This window comes from Psychrobacter sp. H7-1, from assembly GCF_904846585.1.
GTDB lineage: Bacteria > Pseudomonadota > Gammaproteobacteria > Pseudomonadales > Moraxellaceae > Psychrobacter > Psychrobacter raelei.
The window spans coordinates 1-18,642 of record NZ_CAJHBH010000033.1; the positions used below are offsets into that span (position 1 = coordinate 1).

The 18,642-nt window shown below is 44.4% G+C and carries 17 protein-coding genes; 9 read left to right on the plus strand and 8 right to left on the minus strand.

Annotated features, from left to right (window positions below):
• Positions 1 to 188: 188 nt before the first annotated feature.
• Positions 189 to 344, minus strand: coding sequence for a DUF1328 domain-containing protein (locus tag JMX92_RS09805; protein WP_011961414.1), 156 nt, complete (start codon positions 342 to 344; stop codon positions 189 to 191).
• 267 nt (positions 345 to 611) lie between these two features.
• Between JMX92_RS09805 and JMX92_RS09810 the strand changes: the two genes are divergently transcribed.
• From JMX92_RS09810 to JMX92_RS09825, 4 genes are all read left to right on the plus strand, one after another.
• A complete protein-coding gene (locus JMX92_RS09810; protein WP_110817117.1) occupies positions 612 to 1,172 on the plus strand; it encodes a DUF421 domain-containing protein in 561 nt (186 codons plus the stop codon).
• Between the two features lie 157 nt (positions 1,173 to 1,329).
• Complete coding sequence (locus JMX92_RS09815) at positions 1,330 to 2,664, plus strand: FUSC family protein (protein ID WP_155587336.1); 1,335 nt, start codon at positions 1,330 to 1,332, stop codon at positions 2,662 to 2,664.
• A 71-nt stretch (positions 2,665 to 2,735) separates the two neighbouring features.
• Positions 2,736 to 3,452, plus strand: coding sequence for a hypothetical protein (locus JMX92_RS09820; protein ID WP_201545415.1), 717 nt, complete (start codon positions 2,736 to 2,738; stop codon positions 3,450 to 3,452).
• Positions 3,453 to 3,811: 359 nt separating this feature from the next.
• Positions 3,812 to 4,429, plus strand: a complete 618-nt coding sequence (locus JMX92_RS09825) for a hemerythrin domain-containing protein (RefSeq protein WP_011961409.1) — start codon at positions 3,812 to 3,814, stop codon at positions 4,427 to 4,429.
• Positions 4,430 to 4,580: 151 nt separating this feature from the next.
• Here JMX92_RS09825 and JMX92_RS09830 read toward each other — a convergent pair whose 3' ends face one another.
• The 3 genes from JMX92_RS09830 to parC all read right to left on the minus strand — a co-directional run bounded on the left by JMX92_RS09830 (position 4,581) and on the right by parC (position 8,663).
• Positions 4,581 to 5,780, minus strand: coding sequence for a L,D-transpeptidase family protein (locus JMX92_RS09830; RefSeq protein WP_201545417.1), 1,200 nt, complete (start codon positions 5,778 to 5,780; stop codon positions 4,581 to 4,583).
• A gap of 112 nt (positions 5,781 to 5,892) precedes the next feature.
• Positions 5,893 to 6,321 carry a lysozyme inhibitor LprI family protein gene (locus tag JMX92_RS09835; RefSeq protein ID WP_201545419.1) on the minus strand — a complete coding sequence of 143 codons (429 nt, stop codon included), beginning with the start codon at positions 6,319 to 6,321 and terminating at the stop codon, positions 5,893 to 5,895.
• A gap of 53 nt (positions 6,322 to 6,374) precedes the next feature.
• The gene (gene parC / locus JMX92_RS09840; RefSeq protein WP_011961406.1) at positions 6,375 to 8,663 is read right to left on the minus strand and encodes a DNA topoisomerase IV subunit A; all 2,289 of its coding nucleotides are present in this window, start codon (positions 8,661 to 8,663) and stop codon (positions 6,375 to 6,377) included.
• A gap of 571 nt (positions 8,664 to 9,234) precedes the next feature.
• Here parC and JMX92_RS09845 point away from each other — a divergent pair.
• The 5 genes from JMX92_RS09845 (at position 9,235) to JMX92_RS09865 (ending at position 15,369) form a co-directional block, all read left to right on the plus strand.
• Positions 9,235 to 10,965 (plus strand): AMP-binding protein, encoded by a 1,731-nt coding sequence (locus tag JMX92_RS09845; RefSeq protein ID WP_110817110.1) that lies wholly within the window; start codon positions 9,235 to 9,237, stop codon positions 10,963 to 10,965.
• Between the two features lie 363 nt (positions 10,966 to 11,328).
• Entirely contained in the window at positions 11,329 to 13,095 is a 1,767-nt protein-coding gene (locus tag JMX92_RS09850) for an AMP-binding protein (RefSeq protein ID WP_155587331.1), read from the plus strand.
• 238 nt (positions 13,096 to 13,333) lie between these two features.
• Complete coding sequence (gene rph, locus JMX92_RS09855) at positions 13,334 to 14,050, plus strand: ribonuclease PH (protein ID WP_201545421.1); 717 nt, start codon at positions 13,334 to 13,336, stop codon at positions 14,048 to 14,050.
• A gap of 35 nt (positions 14,051 to 14,085) precedes the next feature.
• Positions 14,086 to 14,574, plus strand: coding sequence for a hypothetical protein (locus tag JMX92_RS09860; protein WP_201545423.1), 489 nt, complete (start codon positions 14,086 to 14,088; stop codon positions 14,572 to 14,574).
• Between the two features lie 96 nt (positions 14,575 to 14,670).
• Positions 14,671 to 15,369 (plus strand): hypothetical protein, encoded by a 699-nt coding sequence (locus JMX92_RS09865; protein WP_227675340.1) that lies wholly within the window; start codon positions 14,671 to 14,673, stop codon positions 15,367 to 15,369.
• Positions 15,370 to 15,461: 92 nt separating this feature from the next.
• Here the strand turns inward: JMX92_RS09865 and hemJ are convergent, their stop codons facing one another.
• The 4 genes from hemJ to aciT form a co-directional block, all read right to left on the minus strand.
• The gene (gene hemJ, locus JMX92_RS09870; RefSeq protein ID WP_110817106.1) at positions 15,462 to 15,896 is read right to left on the minus strand and encodes a protoporphyrinogen oxidase HemJ; all 435 of its coding nucleotides are present in this window, start codon (positions 15,894 to 15,896) and stop codon (positions 15,462 to 15,464) included.
• Between the two features lie 34 nt (positions 15,897 to 15,930).
• A complete protein-coding gene (gene bioB, locus JMX92_RS09875) occupies positions 15,931 to 17,034 on the minus strand; it encodes a biotin synthase BioB (RefSeq protein ID WP_227675341.1) in 1,104 nt (367 codons plus the stop codon).
• 265 nt (positions 17,035 to 17,299) lie between these two features.
• Positions 17,300 to 17,806, minus strand: a complete 507-nt coding sequence (locus JMX92_RS09880; RefSeq protein ID WP_041773365.1) for a hypothetical protein — start codon at positions 17,804 to 17,806, stop codon at positions 17,300 to 17,302.
• A gap of 339 nt (positions 17,807 to 18,145) precedes the next feature.
• On the minus strand, positions 18,146 to 18,589 hold the full coding sequence (gene aciT, locus JMX92_RS09885; RefSeq protein ID WP_011961397.1) for an AciT family ciprofloxacin tolerance protein: 444 nt from the start codon (positions 18,587 to 18,589) through the stop codon (positions 18,146 to 18,148).
• Positions 18,590 to 18,642 lie beyond the last annotated feature (53 nt).

Below are 18,642 nucleotides of genomic sequence, written 5' to 3' on the forward strand. Positions count from 1 at the left end.
CCAGTGTTCATCTTTGAGCATAGTGCGAGGCATAGCGAACGATATCTTTTTTGTGTGAGAACTTAAAGATTAACCGTTCGCTATTTTTTTTGCCAGAAATTTATATCCAATGTTCAACACGCCCTAAGCTTATGATCCCATCAAGGGTAAGTGTCTAACTCATTAATCAATCATTGTTAATTGAGCTATTAAGTTCTACGTGAAATAAAGCCAATGATGAATAAGATAACCGCTACGACTAAGAAGATATAAGCGAAGTTCTGGCTTAAACCTGCCACACCGCCAAAACCTAATAAACTTGCCAATAAAGCGATTACCGCAAATATGATAGCCCATCTAAACATAAGACACTCCTTGTAAATTGTAATTGTATATATAACTTGTTAGAGTTAAATTTAAGTTTTTTGATTTGCTGCATTTTTTCGATGCTTTTAATTAACTCTAAAGCATGATTTATAATAGCTTAGAAAAAAAACCATAGCGTAAGTTATTGTTATACATTGAGTGTGCTATTGTTGTGTTGTAGCAAAGAAATATATACCTGCGCTCATTTACAGTATTGAGCTACCTCCACATAAACCAACACAACACACTGAAACTAAGAGGGCATTATGGATGAGTCAAAGTGGTTTTCGATAGACTTAACACAAGTGCTAGGTATTGCGCTGTCTGCGGTGGGGATTTATTTTGGTCTGATGCTGTTTACGCGGCTTATGGGGCTACGCAGCTTTGCTAAGATATCTAGCCATGACTTTGCGATGACCGTGGGCGTAGGTAGTATTTTGGCGTCCACCGTTTTGTCGAAGTCACCCTCTTTAATGCAAGGCTTAGTCGCGATGGCAATGCTGTTTGTTTTGCAAGCCTTGGTCTCTATGCTGCGCCGTAATGTTAAACCACTAAAAGATTTGATTGATAATGAGCCATTGGTACTGATGGCCCACGGGGAATACCACTGGGATAATATTAAAAGTGCCAATTTGGCCAAAAGCGATATTCAAGAAGTGCTGCGCAAAAATGGACTAAAATCTAAGTCAGAAGTATTTGCGGTGGTGATGGAAACCACCGGTGATATGAGCGTGATCAAGCAAAATGATGTCGCCCCAGATCCAGACTTATTTGATGATATCAGAGACTGTGAGGTGCTTTTTACACCCTCGGGGTCTCATAATTAAGGTATTAGTGATAATAGGTAGTTCAGTCACTGACAATGCCCTAATAATCTTTAAATATTATCCAAATCTCTACATATTATCTAAATAACAACCGGCATGTTTACGCGACTTGTTATGGTTACTTTTTTTAATGGCCCTTTAAAAACGATCTTTACTCATGAACTACTCTTTAAAGTCTCGCCTGAGCGCCCCTCTATTTGAGCCCTATGCTCGCTATTTGCATGCTGATTTATTGCACTCCATTAGATTGGGTGTGGCGGTGGTTTCCTCATTAATATTCAGTAAGGTCACACAACTCCCGCATTCAGAGTGGGCCACCATCACTGTGTTCGTCATCTTAGGGTTGCTGCAATATCAAGGTGCGATTTATACCAAAGCCAAAGAACGTATCCTCGGTACGTTGCTAGGTATTGTTGTGGGTTTAGGCCTGCTGTGGATTAATCACCACGTACAAGGGTATCTTGGCATCGCTTGGCTGTATTATGTGTTGGTCGGGCTCATTAGTGGGATCATCGGTTATTACTCTATCAAGCAGCTAGGCTACATTGGCCTTTTAACGGGGATCACCATGTGTATGGTTATCTCAAGCCATAACAGCATTGGTCCTGATGGGATTGCTCGAGCGTTTAACGTATTAATTGGTACCCTATTTGCGGTGGTGGCCACGTTAATTTTGCCGTTAAAGTCGACGTTAATGTGGCGCTTTTTATTGGCCAATAATCTAGAAGCCTGCGCGAATATGTATGATGGGGTAGAGGCGTATATCTCAGATCCAAGCTTAGATCAGCGTTTTGCAGAAGCGGATATCGAAGAAGATGAGATGGCCGATAAGGAGCTGAATAAACATCATCCCAGCTCTGCTGAAGTGGCCAATATAGATACCCAACATGTGCAGTTAGACTTGGGAGCCACGACAGTAACAGCCATTGATGGTGTTACCAATACTGCCTCGACCACTTACGTTAATAAAGACATGGTAGAGCAGTTTAAAGAGATTAATAAGCGGCTATTGCGAGTCAGAGCCCATATTGCGGCAACGGCCAAGGAGTCTGGCATAGACATCCAAGATTTGGATATGATTCAGCGTACCCATCGCAATATTATTGGTACCATTGACCTGCTATTGAGTGCCGCGCCTAAGCTTGCTCACAGTCCTATTGATGAGGAAAATCGGATTTTAGTTGATCATTATCACCGAGAATTAACCCAAGCTATGCGTCATATAGCTGCGGTATTAAGAAGCCCCAGTGATGAGGTGTTTCGGCCCATTACCCGTATTCAGGTTTCAGATTATCCGAGTGTGCAGACCCTACCTTTTGAATGGCAGGGCTATTTTTGGTTAACCCAAACCTTGCAAGGTCAACTGCAAAGCTTGAGTGATTTACTACAACACACTCAAGCCCAGTGGTATAAAGGATCGGGCCTACGCTATCAGCGCCAAGAGCAGCGCCGTATACATGCCCATGGGGGTGAGAGTGATTTGGATGTGTAAGGGGCAGTTGTTTGCATGGCCTTTTTAGGTGTGATGGTTGGGTATGATCAAGGGCATAAGGACTATAAGCGATGATGGGTTATTTTGAGGACAAACAGCGGCGTATAAATGAGTTTGTGGCACGGGCCAATGTGGTATTGGGCAATGACCCGCTGTGTTATACCGGTAACTTTATTAGTGGTCAGATACAGCGCCCTGATCTGTTATTCGTTAGCATTAATCCAGGCCACAGTAACCGAGAAGACTGGGGCGATATTGAGGCGCGCCGAGCCCAAGCTGTGGTTCAAGATTTTAAGGCGGTGCCTTGTAAGTATATAGCTGATGCGGCCCGAGGTAGCCGTTATGCCCAGCGTATTATTGATGTGATTTGCTTAGGTGAAAGTGATCGTTTAAATCACTGTGCTGAGACCAGCTTTGTGTCGTACTTTGCAGCGCCTAAAGAGTCCGTGTTACAAGCCCAACTGGCCGAGCTGCCAGAGGAGATGCAGAGAGAGCATCACGCATTAACTCAGCTTGATATCGACCGCATTGAGCCAAAGCACATCATTTGTATGGGCTGGCGTGCCTTTGATAGATTTTTGGCGCAGTATGGTGACGGTCAAGAAATCACCATTAAGCAATTACCGCTAATGGGTAAAATGGAATCTTACTACGCTTATACCGAGGTGGCGGGGATTCCGGTACATGGTTTGCGTCATTTATGTACTAAGCTTACGCTTGAAATGCGGGCTCAGCTTGAACAGACATTCTTACAGGTCTGGAATCAGATAGAATACTCTCCAGATTAGTCCTGCCGATAACCGATAAAACCCCTCATTACTTAAGTAGTGAGGGGTTTTTTATTTAACCTACTAAATGGGAATATTTTCTGACGAATCTTGTCCTTAAGCCTTTAATGTTTAATCTTACTTGATATATGTTTTGTGCCAAACGTGAGTCAGAAGTGAGCTTATGTAAAATGAGTAAAAGCAGCTATTGTTTACTTGATAGCTAGAGATGACTGTAGATACGCAAATGAAGGGTTGATTATAAAAAACAAGTCCTTACATTAACACTAAACATTGTTTAATTTTGGTTTAGTATAATTTACTAATTATAGACCATAAGTCTTTACTATATTTTTTTTCTACAAAACAAGAGGGTTATCATGGGCATCAATAACTCACAGATAGCAGATCAACCGCAAGCGACGGTTGGCAGTACGGACGATAATGCTAAAGTGGAAGTGAAGCCGCGACATCCTGAAAGCCGTTTACAGTCAGATTGGCTGTTTTTATATGAGAAACTGCCGTCAAATCAGTGGTATTCCTCTGACTATGCGTACAAAACTTCCGGCTGGCTCAATGTGCACACCAACATTCGTAAGCGCCAGCGCATTTTGCGTCAGCTTAGCGAAGAGTATTTGATGGGGGCGCTAAATTGGGAGAATTACCGCTCGCAGATTCTGCAGCGTATTGGTATCCATGTGCTCAAATTACATCAGCATCATAGCGTAGAAGACCATGGGTTTTTCCCAGATTTTGTCAGCTCTTATCCGCAGCTAAAAGCTGGATTTGAGATTCTAGAAAAAGATCATGTGAAGCTCAATGCGTTACTCGATGAGCTACAAGGGCTTAATGATGAGCTTGCCAAAGCCAATATAGAAGATAAGGCGCTGGCTGATCGTCTGCATCAGAATCTCATCACCGGCACCGACTTTCTATCGCAGCATTTAACCGATGAGGAAGATTTAGTTATTCCTATCTTGGGGCTGCGCTGGGGGTAGTGATCTGCACCAAACTAAGCCCATTCAATCTTAGCATAAGGTCTATCTGATAAAATCAGTTGCCACAAACAAGCCTGACGCTCAAATTGAGGGTCAGGCTTTTTACAAGGCACAGAGGTTTAAAACTTAAGGTTAATGGCTATGGTGTACGTTATAAAAACTCAACTTTAGCACCCTCTTCAATGGTGCCATATAAGCCTAAGGCATCCCAGTTGGTGAGACGGACACAGCCAGAAGAGTTTTGACGGCTGATTTTCTCAGGATTGGGCGAGCCATGAATACCGTAGCTGCGCTTATTAATACCAATCCACACTCGGCCAACAGGGTTGTTAGGTCCGGGTGGCAAGACCGTATTTGGGTTTTTAAAGTCTTTATTATAGCTTGGATCTTTGATGCGACTCAGCACCTTATAATCCCCATCCGGAGAGGGCTTATAGACGCTGCCCATAGTGGTGGGATAGCTTGCGACCAGCTCGTCTTTGTCATTATAAGCATAGAGTAGGTTTTTGGCTTTGACGGCCACCACTCGGTGCACCTCTTGCTCATTAGGCTGATACGGGTTGTACACCACAATGGTGTTGCCTGCTTCAAGTGGCGTGTCTGGGTTGAGTCGCCAAAGTAGACCTTGGCTCATATGAAACTTCTCTGCAACCGCTTCGGTGACAGTCGTAAACTGTTGACCTTTAGGGTTTTTGATTAAAGTGACATCCTCAGGGGTGAGGGTATAGTTAACCAACACTGGTTGAGACATAAGCGCTGGGTCTTCGGTGAGCTTGGCCCAAGTTTCAGGGTCTAATTGGCCGGTGGGCTTCATGGCATGTTTTTCTTGAAATACTTTTAGTGCCTTAATCACATTCTCACCAAAGCGGCCATCGACGGCGCCCACTGAGTGATGATTGTAATTTAGCAAGGCTTGTATTTTCAGGATTAAGTTTTCATCTAAAATGGCATCTTCTGTCCACTGGGCAGCATTCACTTTCTGAGCTTTTTCAGGCAGATTATCCACGCTATAAGGCAGCTCCGCAAAGGCTTTGGCTAAGCGCAATTGAGAGGGCGTATCGCCAATGAATTGCTGACTGGTATTCGGCTGCAACTGCTTGGCAGGCTCAGCTTCTGGCTCGGTCTTAGTGGCTATTTCCAACTCAGAGTCACTGCTACTGTTTGCAGATGCCGATTCAAAAAACTCAGTCACGGCCTCTATGCCTTGGTCTAGCTGAGCGTTACTCCCGTCAGAAGAAGAGCAGCCGCTTAAGCTGAATAAGCCCAGCATGGTATAGCTGAGCAGCTTGATAGGAGACATCGCCTTGATGGGCGCATCAGCTGCCAAAGGCGTAGAGGAAATAAACCACATAGGTAGACTCTCTTTTTTTATTAAAGTTAAATCCAAGCCAATCTTGGTTATACCATGGTCACATTAGGTCGCCAATGATTTAAGCTTATAAGAGGCCGCCTCTGAGTTGGACTCAGTGCTGCGTCTCTTGAATCCAGTTAATCTCACCTTCTATCTGTTTGCGCCGGACTTCAGTGTGCTTTTTTAAGCAGCTAGAGGTCAGTAAAGGATAGATACTGCCGCCTTTTTCGTTTCTGTTCTCGAAGTCACAAACCTTGTCTCTATAACTAATCCAAGCCAGCTGTACTTGCTTTAGTTGGTCTTTTTCTTCAGTATTAAGCAGACTTCTTAACGTTTTATAGGCGCTATTAAGCTTAGCATCCTCGTCTTTATAGTCCGATTGAGCACACTGATTCATTGAGGCCTGATCATACTTGCCGTTACAGTACTCCTCTGAGGCCATAGCATGGGTACTGGCCAGCAGCGTCACTAGTATTAATGGCGTAGCGGCTAATGCGCTGTGAGCGCTAAATGCCCGGTTAAATAAAGTCTGAAAAACCATGGTTGTGTCCTTAGTTAGGGGGTATGTCCTTATAAAATAGCTGCTGTCACAAGCTATTGAGTCACTTCGATTTGGGTCACATTCTGAAAACCACGCGGTAATTGACCGCCACGGTTGCCACGTTTGCTGGTGTAATTGGCCAAGTCCATCGGTTTTAGTGTCACATGGCGTTTGCCGGCGGTGATGGTTAAGCTGTCATGGCTGTTTAAAGCAATCACGGCCAATACTTCCTCGCCTGCCTTTAGGTTAATCAGCTTATTGCCTTTGCCACGCTGCTGCTCGGGTAGCTCATCGACCCCAAAGATAAGCAAATAGCCCGCTGACGTCACCACAGCGATTTGGTTTTGAGTTAACGCCTGTGCGTCATCTGGCGTCTCTGAGTCTGTTTTATCAATGGTTGCAACCGTTAACAGCTTAGCATCGGCATCAAAGTTAATGACATTTTTACCCGCTTTTTGATTGGTCTCAAGATTGCCTAGGGTATTAATAAAGCCATAGCCTTGTGAGCTGGCAAGGATAATGCGCTGATCATCAGCACCGGCCAACAGCTGCTCGAAGCTGGCACCGGCAGGCGGTTTTAACACGCTGGTGAGTGGGTCACCTTGACCTCGCGCCGAGGCTAGGGTATGCGCCTCTATACTATAGCTGCGACCGGTACTGTCCATGATATAAATCTTCTCATTGGATTTGCTGTGCACGTGCGCTTGATAGCTGTCACCTGAGCGGTAGCTCATGCCTTTAGCATCAACGTCGTGACCTTTGGCAGCACGAATCCAACCTGCTTTAGACAATACGGCGGTAATCGGCTCGCTTGGCACCAAGTCAGACTCTTTTAATGCGGTGGCCTCCTCACGCTCAACCACAGAGGACATACGATCATTGCCATGCTCTTTCATATCCGCTTCAAGCTCTTCAATCATAAGCTGAGTTAAGCTCTCAGGATTATCTAATAGCTCTTGTAGCGTGGCACGCTCAGCCTCTAATGCGTCTTTTTCAGAGCGAAGTTCAATCTCCTCTAAGCGTGCTAATTGACGTAGACGAATGTCTAAAATGGCATTGGCTTGGATGTCACTGAGGTCATATTTGCCCATCAGCTCTTGTTTGGGGTCGTCTTCTTCACGAATGATGCGAATCACCTCATCGATATTAAGATAGGCGATAAGTAGACCGGCTAAAATGTGTAAGCGCTTGTCAATTTTATCCAATCTAAATTGTACCCGGCGAGTAACCACTTGGCGGCGGCTGATCAGCCACTCCTCTAGCACTTCTTTGAGGTTTTTGACCTGCGGTTTACCATTTAAGCCAATCATGTTCATATTGACCCGGTAGCTGCTCTCAAGGTCAGTACTGGCAAATAAATGGCTCATCACGCGCGCCACATCGACACGAGTAGAGCGCAGCTCAAGCACAATACGGCAAGCGTTTTCGTGGTCTGATTCGTCATGGATATCCACCACCCATGGCAGCTTCTTATCCATCATAAGCTTGGCAATTTGTTCTTGTACTTTATTGCCTGAGACTTGATACGGCAAGGCATCGATAATGACCAGATTTTTCTCTTGTTGATCGACATGATAAACCGCGCGCATCTTATAGCTACCGCGCCCTGTTTCATACATCGCCTGCAAGTCTTTTTTAGAGGTGATGATCTCAGCAGCAGTGGGCAGGTCGGGGGCAGGAATAGACTGGGTTAATTGCTTGACCGATAAATCTGGGTTTTTTAGCAGCCGAATGGCGGCACGCACCACTTCATTTAAGTTGTGCGGCGGGATATCCGTTGCCATACCCACAGCGATACCTGTGGTGCCATTTAATAAGATGTTGGGCAAGCGGGCAGGTAAGGTGACCGGCTCTTGCATCGAGCCGTCGAAGTTGTCCTGCCAGTCGACTGTGCCTTGCCCCAGCTCAGCCAATAAGGTGTTGGCATAGGCTGACATTTTGGCCTCGGTATAACGCATCGCAGCAAAGGATTTTGGGTCATCTGGACTACCCCAGTTGCCTTGACCGCTGATCAGTGGATAGCGATAACTAAACGGCTGAGCCATCAATACCATGGCTTCATAACAGGCCGTGTCACCATGAGGATGGTATTTACCTAACACATCACCAACTGTACGTGCAGATTTTTTGGGTTTGGTCGTAGACTTAAGTCCAAGCTCGCTCATGGCGTAGATAATACGGCGTTGCACCGGCTTTAGACCATCAGCGATGTGTGGCAGCGCACGATCCATAATCACGTACATGGCGTAGTTAAGATAAGCTTGCTCGGTGAATTCAGCCACAGAGCGGGTATCCATCGCTTCGTTTGGAATTACAGACGCGGGAGTTGTAATATCAGACATAATAAAAGCTTCTGCCTTATTTCATATAAAAGTTTTTAAGAACAAAGGGGGTCATGGTTTCGATTATAGACATTAAACCTTTAAGTTTAAGGTTGCCTATGCGGTCAATTTTATTCATTGAGCACTTTACGATTGTTAAATTAATATTTTTAAATTAAATGTTGGTACGTAGCCTAGCAGCGTCTACAGGCGAATAACCTTGGCATAAAAAACAGATTATTAAGCCCTATAAAAAAGCTTATTTAATCATCTTTTAGGCGCTAACAGGTTAAAAAAGAGCAATCATGAATGATTAAAATTATAAAGTAAGCCTATCGTAAAGCATATTATCCCAATAAAAAAGGCACTTTAAGCACTAAACGTCAACTGATGACGTAAGCGTCTCTGTTATTATTTGTGAACAGTCAGTTCCTTATTTTGCAGCCATTAATGCACAATGTTGTTGTCATAAGCCAACTAAATAGTGTATTTTAGATTTAACAATCAGCGTTATAGTTATTTATCTGTTATTGAACAATAAATTTCGGCCTTATCTGCCTTATTTAGCACAACTTTTGGAGTTTTATAGATTATGGAAAATCAACAAAGTCATTTTCGTCGTAATGATAGACCTTGGCTAAAGACCTATGAAAAACTAGGTATGCAATACGACTTTGAAATGCCCGCCGCCAACACCTCTTTAATCGATATTCTTGAGCACAGCTTCGTTGAGCATGAAGGCCGTACCGCTTTTGTATGCATGAATCAAGAGCTGTCTTATAATGATTTAGAGCGCTATAGTCGCCAAGTCGCCGCCTATCTGCAGTCACTTGGCCTACAAAAAGGCGATAAAGTCGCCGTGATGATGCCCAACATCTTACAAATGCCGTTAACGGTACTTGGTATTATACGTGCAGGCTATATTTTAGTTAACGTAAACCCTTTATATACCGCCCATGAGCTTGAGCACCAGTTATCTGACTCTGAGACCAAGGTCTTGTTTTTGTTAGAAAACTTTGCCAAGACTTATGAAGACATTGGCAAAAAGATGGTCGATCAGGTGGTGGTGACCTCAATGGGCGACTTGATGAGCCCTGTCAAAGGCTTTATCGTTAACTCTGTAGTGCGCTACGTTAAAAAAATGGTGCCAGATTATAACATTCCTGGCAGTGTAAGCTTTAAAAAAGTGCTTAAAGTAGGCGCTGCCAAAAAATACAAACGCCCAACCAATATTGGCTTAGATGATGTGGCGGTATTACAGTACACCGGTGGGACCACAGGTGTGGCCAAAGGCGCTATGCTTACCCATGGTAACTTAGTGGCCAACTTGCTACAGGCCGATACTTATATTGGTAATGCTTTTGATAAATTCATCGAAAGAAATGAGCAACCGGTTATTATGACCGCATTGCCGCTATATCATATCTTTTCATTCACCGTATGCGGTATGTATGGCTTATATAAAGGCTGCATTGGCTCATTGGTACCAAACCCCCGTGATGGCAAAAGCTTAATTAAAGCTTACAAAGACTATCCACCTGCTTTCTTCCCTGCGGTGAACACTTTATTTAACGGTTTGATTAACAGTGAGCACTTCCGTGTTCTTGACCATAGCAAGCTTGAGATGTCTATGGGCGGCGGTATGGCGGTGCTAAAAGACACGGCAGCTAAGTGGAAAGCGGGTACAGGTAACGTCATTGTGCAAGGTTACGGTCTGTCAGAAACCTCACCTGTGGCCTCAGCCAACCCACTGGGATTAGATGAGTTCCCAGGTAACATCGGTGTCCCATTTCCTGGAACGGATATGGCCATTATTGATGATGAAGGTAATGAAGTGGCTATCGGTGAGCGCGGCGAGATTTGTGTGCGTGGCCCACAGGTAATGAAAGGCTACTGGAAACGTGAAGATGCCACTGCTGAGGTTATGACTGAGGACGGTTATTTCCGTACCGGTGATATCGGGGTGATGGATGAAGACGGTTACTTTAAGATTGTTGATCGCAAAAAAGACATGATTATTGTATCAGGCTTCAACGTTTATCCTAACGAAGTTGAAGATGTGATGAGTGGCCATCCAAAAATCTTAGAGTGCGGTGTGATTGGTGTGCACAGTGATAAGAGTGGTGAAGAGCCCAAAATTTTCGTAGTACGTAGCGATGACAGTTTAACTGAGCAAGAAGTACTTGATTACGCCAAAGAAAACCTAACTGGCTATAAGCGTCCTCGCATTGTTGAGTTCGTTGATGAGTTGCCTAAATCGAACGTGGGTAAAATCTTACGTAAAGATTTGCGTGAAATGGAAGCGGCGAAAAGTAAAGCTTAATATTAACTATACACGCTGTGTCAATCTCATGCTTTAAGTTTGATTGGTTAACGAGTACAATTAAAAAGTTCACAAGGAAGGGATACGAGCATTAATCGTATCCTTTTTTTGTCTAAAAAATCAGTAAAAAATAGCCTTATTGCCCGTACGATAGGCAGTACAGGCCTAAAATACAGAGGTCGCTTGAATACCACGGTAATCCGTAAGACACAAACGTTTATTTTAGTAAAATTATTTAAACGACATCACCAAACAACAGTGTCTAAAAAGTTAATTTGCTAAAATCTTGATCATAACTTTACTCTCTAAAACCAACTAAAATTTATATAAAATTAACCAACCCTTCATATTACAGGTAATGCCATGACAGCAGCTTCAAATTCTACCCAGAACACTCAGCTAAGTGATCTTCACGGAACCTATCCTACTTATCCTGATATCCCCAGTGACCGTCCTTGGTTTGAATCTTATGAGCGCTATGGCATTACTTCACAAATCGAACGCCCCGCCGATGACACCTCTTTATTAGAAGTATTTGAACGTAACTTCGCCCGTTTTGGTAATCGCGATGCTTATATCTGTATGGGTGGCTCGATCACGTATCGTGAGCTGGATACCAAAAGCCGTCAGATAGCCGCTTATCTACAGTCACTGGGTCTAAAGGTGGGCGATAAAGTGGCAGCAATGATGCCCAACGTATTGCAGTATCCTGTGGTAGCTTTAGGCGTATTGCGTGCAGGTATGATCTTGGTCAATGTGAACCCACTGTATACCAGTCATGAGCTTGAACATCAAATCAATGACAGTGGTGCTAAAGCGATTTTTATCGTAGAAAACTTTGCCAAGACCTTTGAAGATGTAACAGACAAAGGCAGTGTAGAGCATGTGGTGATCTGTAGTATGGGTGACATGTTGGGGCTGGTAAAAGGCTTTGTGGTCAACACGGTCGTTCGCCATATCAAAAAAATGGTACCCAGTTATTCATTGCCCGGTAGTGTGTCTTATAAGCACGCCTTAGAGTCGGTTTCCGCTCATGAATATCAGCGTCCTACGTTAGACTTAAGTCATGTGGCTTTGCTGCAATATACGGGTGGCACCACAGGGGTAGCCAAAGGCGCTATGCTAACGCACGGTAATTTAATTGCCAATATGCTACAGATCAATGCGGTAATGGACGCCGCTTTTGGTGACTCAAATGGCACTGAAGTTATCCTCACAGCGCTGCCTTTATATCACGTGTTCTCTTTTATGGTGTGCGGTATGTATACCATGTATAAAGGCTATACCGGCCTACTTATTCCAAATCCACGCGACTTAGATGGCCTGATTAAAGAGATTGATAAGTATAAGCCGGCCTTTATCCCCTCTGTCAATACTTTATTCAATGGCTTGGTGCATCATGAGAAGTTCAAAGATTTGGATTTTTCAAACCTAAAAGCCTCCATTGGCGGTGGCATGTCTGTTCTACCCAGCGTCGCAAAAGCTTGGCATGAAGCCACTGGTCTGCCTATCGTAGAAGGTTATGGCTTGTCTGAGACCTCGCCTGTGGTCAGTTTTAACCCCATGAACATCTCTGAATTCACCGCCAAAATTGGGGTGCCTGCCCCCGATACCGATATTATCTTAATCGATGATAACGGTCAGGTCATGCCGATTGGTGAGCGCGGTGAGATTTGTGTGAAGGGCCCACAAGTGATGGTTGGCTATCAAAATCGTCCTGAAGAAACCAAAGAGGCTTTCACCGAAAATGGCTACTTCAAAACAGGTGATATCGGTATCTTAGATGAAAAAGGCTTTATCAAAATCGTTGATCGTAAAAAAGACATGATTTTGGTGTCAGGTTTTAACGTATATCCTAATGAGATTGAGGAGGCTATGGCGCAGCATCCTGCTGTATTGGAAGTAGGTGCCATTGGTATTCCTAATGATGAGCGCGGTGAGGATCCCAAAATCTTCGTAGTCAAGAAAAAAGGCGCCAGTGTCACCGAAAAAGAGCTGCTAGACTTCGGTAGAAAGCAGTTAACTGGTTATAAGCGCCCGCGTCATGTGCAGTTTGTGGATGAGCTACCAAAGTCAAACGTTGGCAAAATCCTGCGTAAAGAGCTGCGTAAGATCGAAGGCTTAGAATAATCAGATTGGTAGGTTGTTTACATATGCTGCTTATAAATAGCCAGATAACTGCTAAAATAAGCACTTATGACGGACAGCTCTGCCGTCCGATAACTCTTGCTTAAGACCCTGCATTGGCCTTGCTATTGCAGGGTCATCAAGTTACGATGAAGGCGAAATTGAAGGTTTTTTTCGATTGTGGCCTGATTTTTATACCCAATTTTTACTATAAATGATAAATAAAGGATACCCCGTAGCAATGCGTATAGATAACCGCGAGCTTGACCAACTGCGCACAGTGACTTTTGAGCGTAATTACACCAAACATGCTGAAGGCTCTGTACTGGTCTGCTTTGGTGACACCAAAGTTTTGTGCACCGCCAGTGTGGAGGCCGGTGTGCCACGTTGGTTAAAAGGAAAGGGCCAAGGCTGGGTCACCGCAGAATACGGCATGCTACCTCGAGCCACCAATACCCGCAACCAACGTGAAGCGGCGCGTGGTAAGCAATCTGGCCGCACCCAAGAGATTCAACGTCTTATTGGGCGTAGCCTACGAGCTATGGTGGATTTAACCAAGCTTGGCGAGAATACCATCTATCTAGATTGTGATGTGCTGCAAGCCGACGGTGGCACCCGTACCGCTAGTATTACTGGGGCAGCCATCACCCTTATTGATGCGCTAGAGGTGCTGCAGCAAAAGAAAAAACTCAAAGCCGATCCGCTAATTGGCTTAGTGGCAGCGGTCTCTGTCGGTGTCAAAAACGGTGAGGTATTACTGGATTTGAACTATGAAGAAGACTCCAGCTGTGATACTGACTTGAATGTGGTAATGACCCAAAAGGGTGAATTTATCGAAATCCAAGGCACAGCTGAAGAGAAGCCATTTACCCGTGCAGAAGCCGATAAAATGCTGGCCATGGCCGAAAAAGGCATTGCTGACTTGGTAAAACTACAACAAACTGCGCTGGGCTGGTAAGCCTGTTATAAACTGCTAACTTTTATGGGTTAATTATGCTACAAGTGACTGAAAATGGCGCTAATATTACGCTATCGGGTAAAGCCCAAGGCGGTACAGATGGGCTGTTTTGGTTTGGGGTGGCATTATTAATCGGCGCTGTGGGTGTGGCCATGGCAATGAGCTTGCTGCCTGAGCGCTTGGCCATTGGAGCCCTAGCCGTTTTGATTGTGGGAAGCTTTTTGTTTAATAAGATGCGTCATAAGCAAAAAATCGATAATAGCCACATTTGCTCTGGTATCTTAAAGGTGTATTCAGGTGGCTTCGTACACAATCTGCTGGGTAAGACCCAACAAGTGGCGGTGCAACCCGATAATAGTATTAGTGTTACAGGTACTCAGCTGATCATCTGTGATGATAAAGGCAGTGTGCGTTATCAGATTTCAGGCTTCGAGAGTCAAAAAGAGGCTGAAGTGATGCAGGCCATATTGCAAGGCCAAAGCCTTGGTAAGCGCAATGCCAATATTAAGATGCAATCTTCTTGAGTTTAGGGCGTTAACTGGTTTATATTTTAAGCGGTATGTTAAGGCAGTGACATGGCTGCCTTATTTGAAATTAGCTTATTTGTTAAGGAGGGTCACATGGATGTGTCCACTTTAAACATGAATAACCGTTGCGCCTTTAACACTTTATCCCATCAGCGTTATCATCTTAAGTCCAAGCCTTGGGTGCGCTCAGCTTTGTGGCTGACACTGCTGGCAAGCCCTATGCTACATGCCGATGACTTGGCAGATTTAATCCGCACAAAAAACCAAAGCTATGCGCAAGCCCCTGCCGTACGAGCCCCATTAAGCACTGCCTATTTAAATACCACGCATCCAAGCTTCTATCAAAATTACGCCGCAGCGCCTAATATTGATAGCGATTACATAGAAACCCTGTACCGCGCTGAACAAGTGGCGGCACCTGCCAGCAAGCAAGTATTGCAAGTGGCACGACAGATGGCGCTTGATAATAAGGAGATTATTAAAGGCTCGTGCTGGGACTATCTAAATGCGGCCTTTAATCGAGCCGGCGTGGCACGTGAAACGGTGTTTAAGGGAGCGTATCAGGTTGGCCCCTTTATCGATACCAATCAGATTCAGCCGGGCGATTGGCTGTATTATATCAATCACAGTTATAATGATGTCGAGCACAGCGGCTTATTCGTAGGCTGGCTCAACCGTGCTAACAATCAAGCACTGATATTAAGTTATGCCGGAGAGCGGCGCAATGAGCCGGCCCGCTATAAAGTGTATGATGTGTCGCATACTTATAATGTGATTCGTCCTAGCTTATGACACTTAAGCTAAGCGCTCACCGAGTCGTATATTACGCCAAAAAAAATAAACCCAGAGGGTGACACTCTGGGTTTATTTTTTATTTTAAGATTTTAAAAGGGTTTGACGATAACCAGCACCACCACAGCGATCAACACAAACACAGGGATTTCGTTAAACCAGCGCCAGAACACATGGGTTTTGTACTGAGGATTGTCGATAAGCTTTTTTCGGTAAGCCCCGCACATGCCATGATAGCCTGACAACAGCACCACCAGTAGTAGCTTCACATGTAGCCAACCTTGGGCTTTATACACCTCCCATCCCAAGCTAAGCATCCATAGACCAAATACCCAGGTGGCTATCATAGATGGGGTCATGATACCGCGATATAGCTTACGCTCCATAATTGCAAAGCGCTCTTGACTCACCTTATCTTCACTCATCGCATGGTATACAAACAGCCGTGGCAGATAGAAAATAGCCGCAAACCAGCAGACCATAGAGATGACGTGCGCCGCTTTTATCCAATTAAAATACTCAGGCATAATCACATTACTCAGTTAAGGGTTGATCCCCCTATTATAGCTGACTTTGATGACCACTTAGCGCATCAATCACAGTAAGCTTCGGCTTAGGTGCTTCAGGGATAAGTCCAAGCATCTGCATCATTCTATCATCATTAGATTGACTGGCATTGCCGGTGGTGAGCAGTTTATCGCCATAAAAAAACGAGTTAGCCCCTGCCATGAAGGCTAGAGCCTGCTCAGCATCAGACAGACTCTCACGTCCTGCCGATAGCCGTACATAACTGCTGGGACAACAAATACGAGTCACCGCGATGGTGCGAATCCACTCTAGCACCGGCAGCTGGCCTTCACTAAGCACCTTATCGCCAAGAGGCGTGCCTTGAATGGGCACCAATAAGTTGACTGGAATAGACTCTGGGGGTAGCGGCATACTGGCCAGCTCAAGCACCCAATCAATACGGTCTTCACGGCTCTCACCCATGCCCACAATACTGCCACTACAGACATTGATACCTGACTTGCGTACGTGATCGATGGTTTGCAAGCGCTCATCATAACTGCGTGTACTCACCACCTCATCATAATAGCGCCGAGAGGTATCTAGGTTATGGTTGTAATAATCAAGTCCAGCTTCAGCCAGTTGCTCTGACTGCTCAGCGGTGAGCATACCTAACGTCATGCAAGTCTCAAGTCCTAAAGCCTTAACCTCTTTAATCAGCTCAGCAACATAAGGCATATCTTTGGCACTCGGATGCTTCCATGCTGCACCCATGCAAAAGCGTGAAGAGCCCGAAGCCTTAGCTCGCTTAGCGGCGGCGATGACTTTATCAATCTCAAGACGTTTTTCGGCCTGTAGCCCCGTAGTATCTCGGTGGTGGCCAGATTGAGAGCAATAGCCACAGTCCTCAGGACAGTTGCCGGTCTTAATCGACAACAGGGTACTGATTTGTACGGCATTGGCAGTGAAGTGCTGACGGTGCACACCTTGAGCTTTTAGCAGCAGATCCATAAATGGCATATCAAAAAGATTGGCGATATATTCGCGGCTAATAGCAGCCGTAGAGGGGGCATGGTCATGTAGGCTCGGGCTTTGAGCCGGCTCATTTTTTAAGCAAACGCTGGTGCCTGGTTCTTTTAAGGTGGCCAAAAAGCTCATAAAACATTCCTTTGTTAACTGGGGTAGGGTCAAATATAAAAAATTAGCCTAATTGTAACATTTTATTAGCAAGATAAAAAAATACAAAACGCTTAACCGTTTAAGCGTCGATAGCACCCATAAAAAACGCCCAAGCTTATGACAAGAAGCTTAGGCGGTTTAAGATAGGAGGGGTTATTGACGGCAGTAACTATCTAAAAACTAAAAAGTTATCTATCTAGAAGGCGTTTTAGAGTCTAGCCATCTAAGCTTTAGACCACTTTAGTTATTTAGACAGTTTATGTTTTGCCATACCGATAAGCTGTGAGGCAACACCTTGCGCTTTTTCGGCCAAAGGACGCGCCTTTTCTAATAAAGGTTTTACCTCTGCAGGAATCTCTGGCACGATGTGCTTGGCCAATTGGTTAAACCACATAAGTAGGCTGTAATCACCTTCCATAACCAATTCTTTGTCTTGAATGGCGGTCATAAATGCTGCCACATTGCCACCTGTTAATAGTTTTACGCCAGTCATTGAGTCTTTAAAATCAATACGTAAGCTTGGGTTATTGGCGCTACCTGAATACTGGTTAAAACTGCCATTATCAAAAACATAATAGCGAGCCACGCCGTCCGCTTTACTGCCAAGCTCAATGCTTACTTTGCGGTCATTTAGGATTTTAGCAATGTTAGGATCATCACTTTTGGCCAGCATAGCCAGACGATAGCCAACAGCGGCCAGTAGGGCATCTAAAGGGTTGGCTTTGATATTTAGGATAGGAAGAGTAAACATAATAAGGTCCAAAATTTTCCAGTGAGTGAAAGCTAACAACACATTAAGGATTGGGCAAGCCATTAAGCAATAGATAAGCTAAGCTGTAAGTTGATCAAATAATCGCTCGATCAAACACTCAATCAAATGATAAGTTAAGCGAATAACATACAGGCATTTTAGAACATATCCTTGTGATTTAGTATTGCCAATTGTGAGCTTTTTTGCAAAGCTAAGTAACACCTTATAGCGACTGTGCCCCGTGCTCTACGCTGACAGCCGCTACAATAACTAAGCCCCATCAAACGGTGGGGCTTAAATAGATAAGGTTATGATTGCTAAATATTTGATTAATAAGTTTTAATTACGAAAACGTGGTTTGTAGTTATTATAAATAGGTGTGTGTTCAATATATTTGTCTTGAGCGATACCAGATTTAGCAAGGGTGGCCACAGGACGACCACGGCGGTCTAATGTCTCTACCCCAGTTTTTTGCGCCATAGTAACGCTTTGTTTTTTGTAACGATAAGCAAGGAAGCTTGCCATCAAAACAATGCTGAGAATAAAAGCGCTTAAGTAACCATAACCACTGCTCATAGATGTGACAGTCACCACGATAGATTGCAGCACTTCAATGACCAGCCAGTAGCCCATGCCTGCGGCCATATAGCCCATTAAGTAGCGGCGGCCTGATAATAAAGTAGCTAATACGCCTATAGTCAAAAGCATATAGCCTAAAGAAGACCAGGATAAAGTGCCATAAAGCCCAGGTTGACTGGTTGCCATAATGGTAAGAGTTGCCATGTTTATTTGCCTCATGAACGGTCAACAGATACAACACGAAAGCGGTGTGTTGT

Coding starts and splice junctions, on each gene's coding strand:
- JMX92_RS09880 (WP_041773365.1), bottom strand. CDS start 17,806: ATGTTTACTCTTCCTATCCTAAATATCAAAGCCAACCCTTTAGATGCC.
- JMX92_RS09835 (WP_201545419.1), bottom strand. CDS start 6,321: ATGGTTTTTCAGACTTTATTTAACCGGGCATTTAGCGCTCACAGCGCA.
- aciT (WP_011961397.1), bottom strand. CDS start 18,589: ATGGCAACTCTTACCATTATGGCAACCAGTCAACCTGGGCTTTATGGC.
- JMX92_RS09825 (WP_011961409.1), top strand. CDS start 3,812: ATGGGCATCAATAACTCACAGATAGCAGATCAACCGCAAGCGACGGTT.
- JMX92_RS09865 (WP_227675340.1), top strand. CDS start 14,671: ATGGATGTGTCCACTTTAAACATGAATAACCGTTGCGCCTTTAACACT.
- JMX92_RS09830 (WP_201545417.1), bottom strand. CDS start 5,780: ATGTGGTTTATTTCCTCTACGCCTTTGGCAGCTGATGCGCCCATCAAG.
- JMX92_RS09845 (WP_110817110.1), top strand. CDS start 9,235: ATGGAAAATCAACAAAGTCATTTTCGTCGTAATGATAGACCTTGGCTA.
- JMX92_RS09815 (WP_155587336.1), top strand. CDS start 1,330: ATGAACTACTCTTTAAAGTCTCGCCTGAGCGCCCCTCTATTTGAGCCC.
- JMX92_RS09820 (WP_201545415.1), top strand. CDS start 2,736: ATGATGGGTTATTTTGAGGACAAACAGCGGCGTATAAATGAGTTTGTG.
- JMX92_RS09805 (WP_011961414.1), bottom strand. CDS start 344: ATGTTTAGATGGGCTATCATATTTGCGGTAATCGCTTTATTGGCAAGT.
- JMX92_RS09860 (WP_201545423.1), top strand. CDS start 14,086: ATGCTACAAGTGACTGAAAATGGCGCTAATATTACGCTATCGGGTAAA.
- hemJ (WP_110817106.1), bottom strand. CDS start 15,896: ATGCCTGAGTATTTTAATTGGATAAAAGCGGCGCACGTCATCTCTATG.
- bioB (WP_227675341.1), bottom strand. CDS start 17,034: ATGAGCTTTTTGGCCACCTTAAAAGAACCAGGCACCAGCGTTTGCTTA.
- JMX92_RS09810 (WP_110817117.1), top strand. CDS start 612: ATGGATGAGTCAAAGTGGTTTTCGATAGACTTAACACAAGTGCTAGGT.
- rph (WP_201545421.1), top strand. CDS start 13,334: ATGCGTATAGATAACCGCGAGCTTGACCAACTGCGCACAGTGACTTTT.
- parC (WP_011961406.1), bottom strand. CDS start 8,663: ATGTCTGATATTACAACTCCCGCGTCTGTAATTCCAAACGAAGCGATG.
- JMX92_RS09850 (WP_155587331.1), top strand. CDS start 11,329: ATGACAGCAGCTTCAAATTCTACCCAGAACACTCAGCTAAGTGATCTT.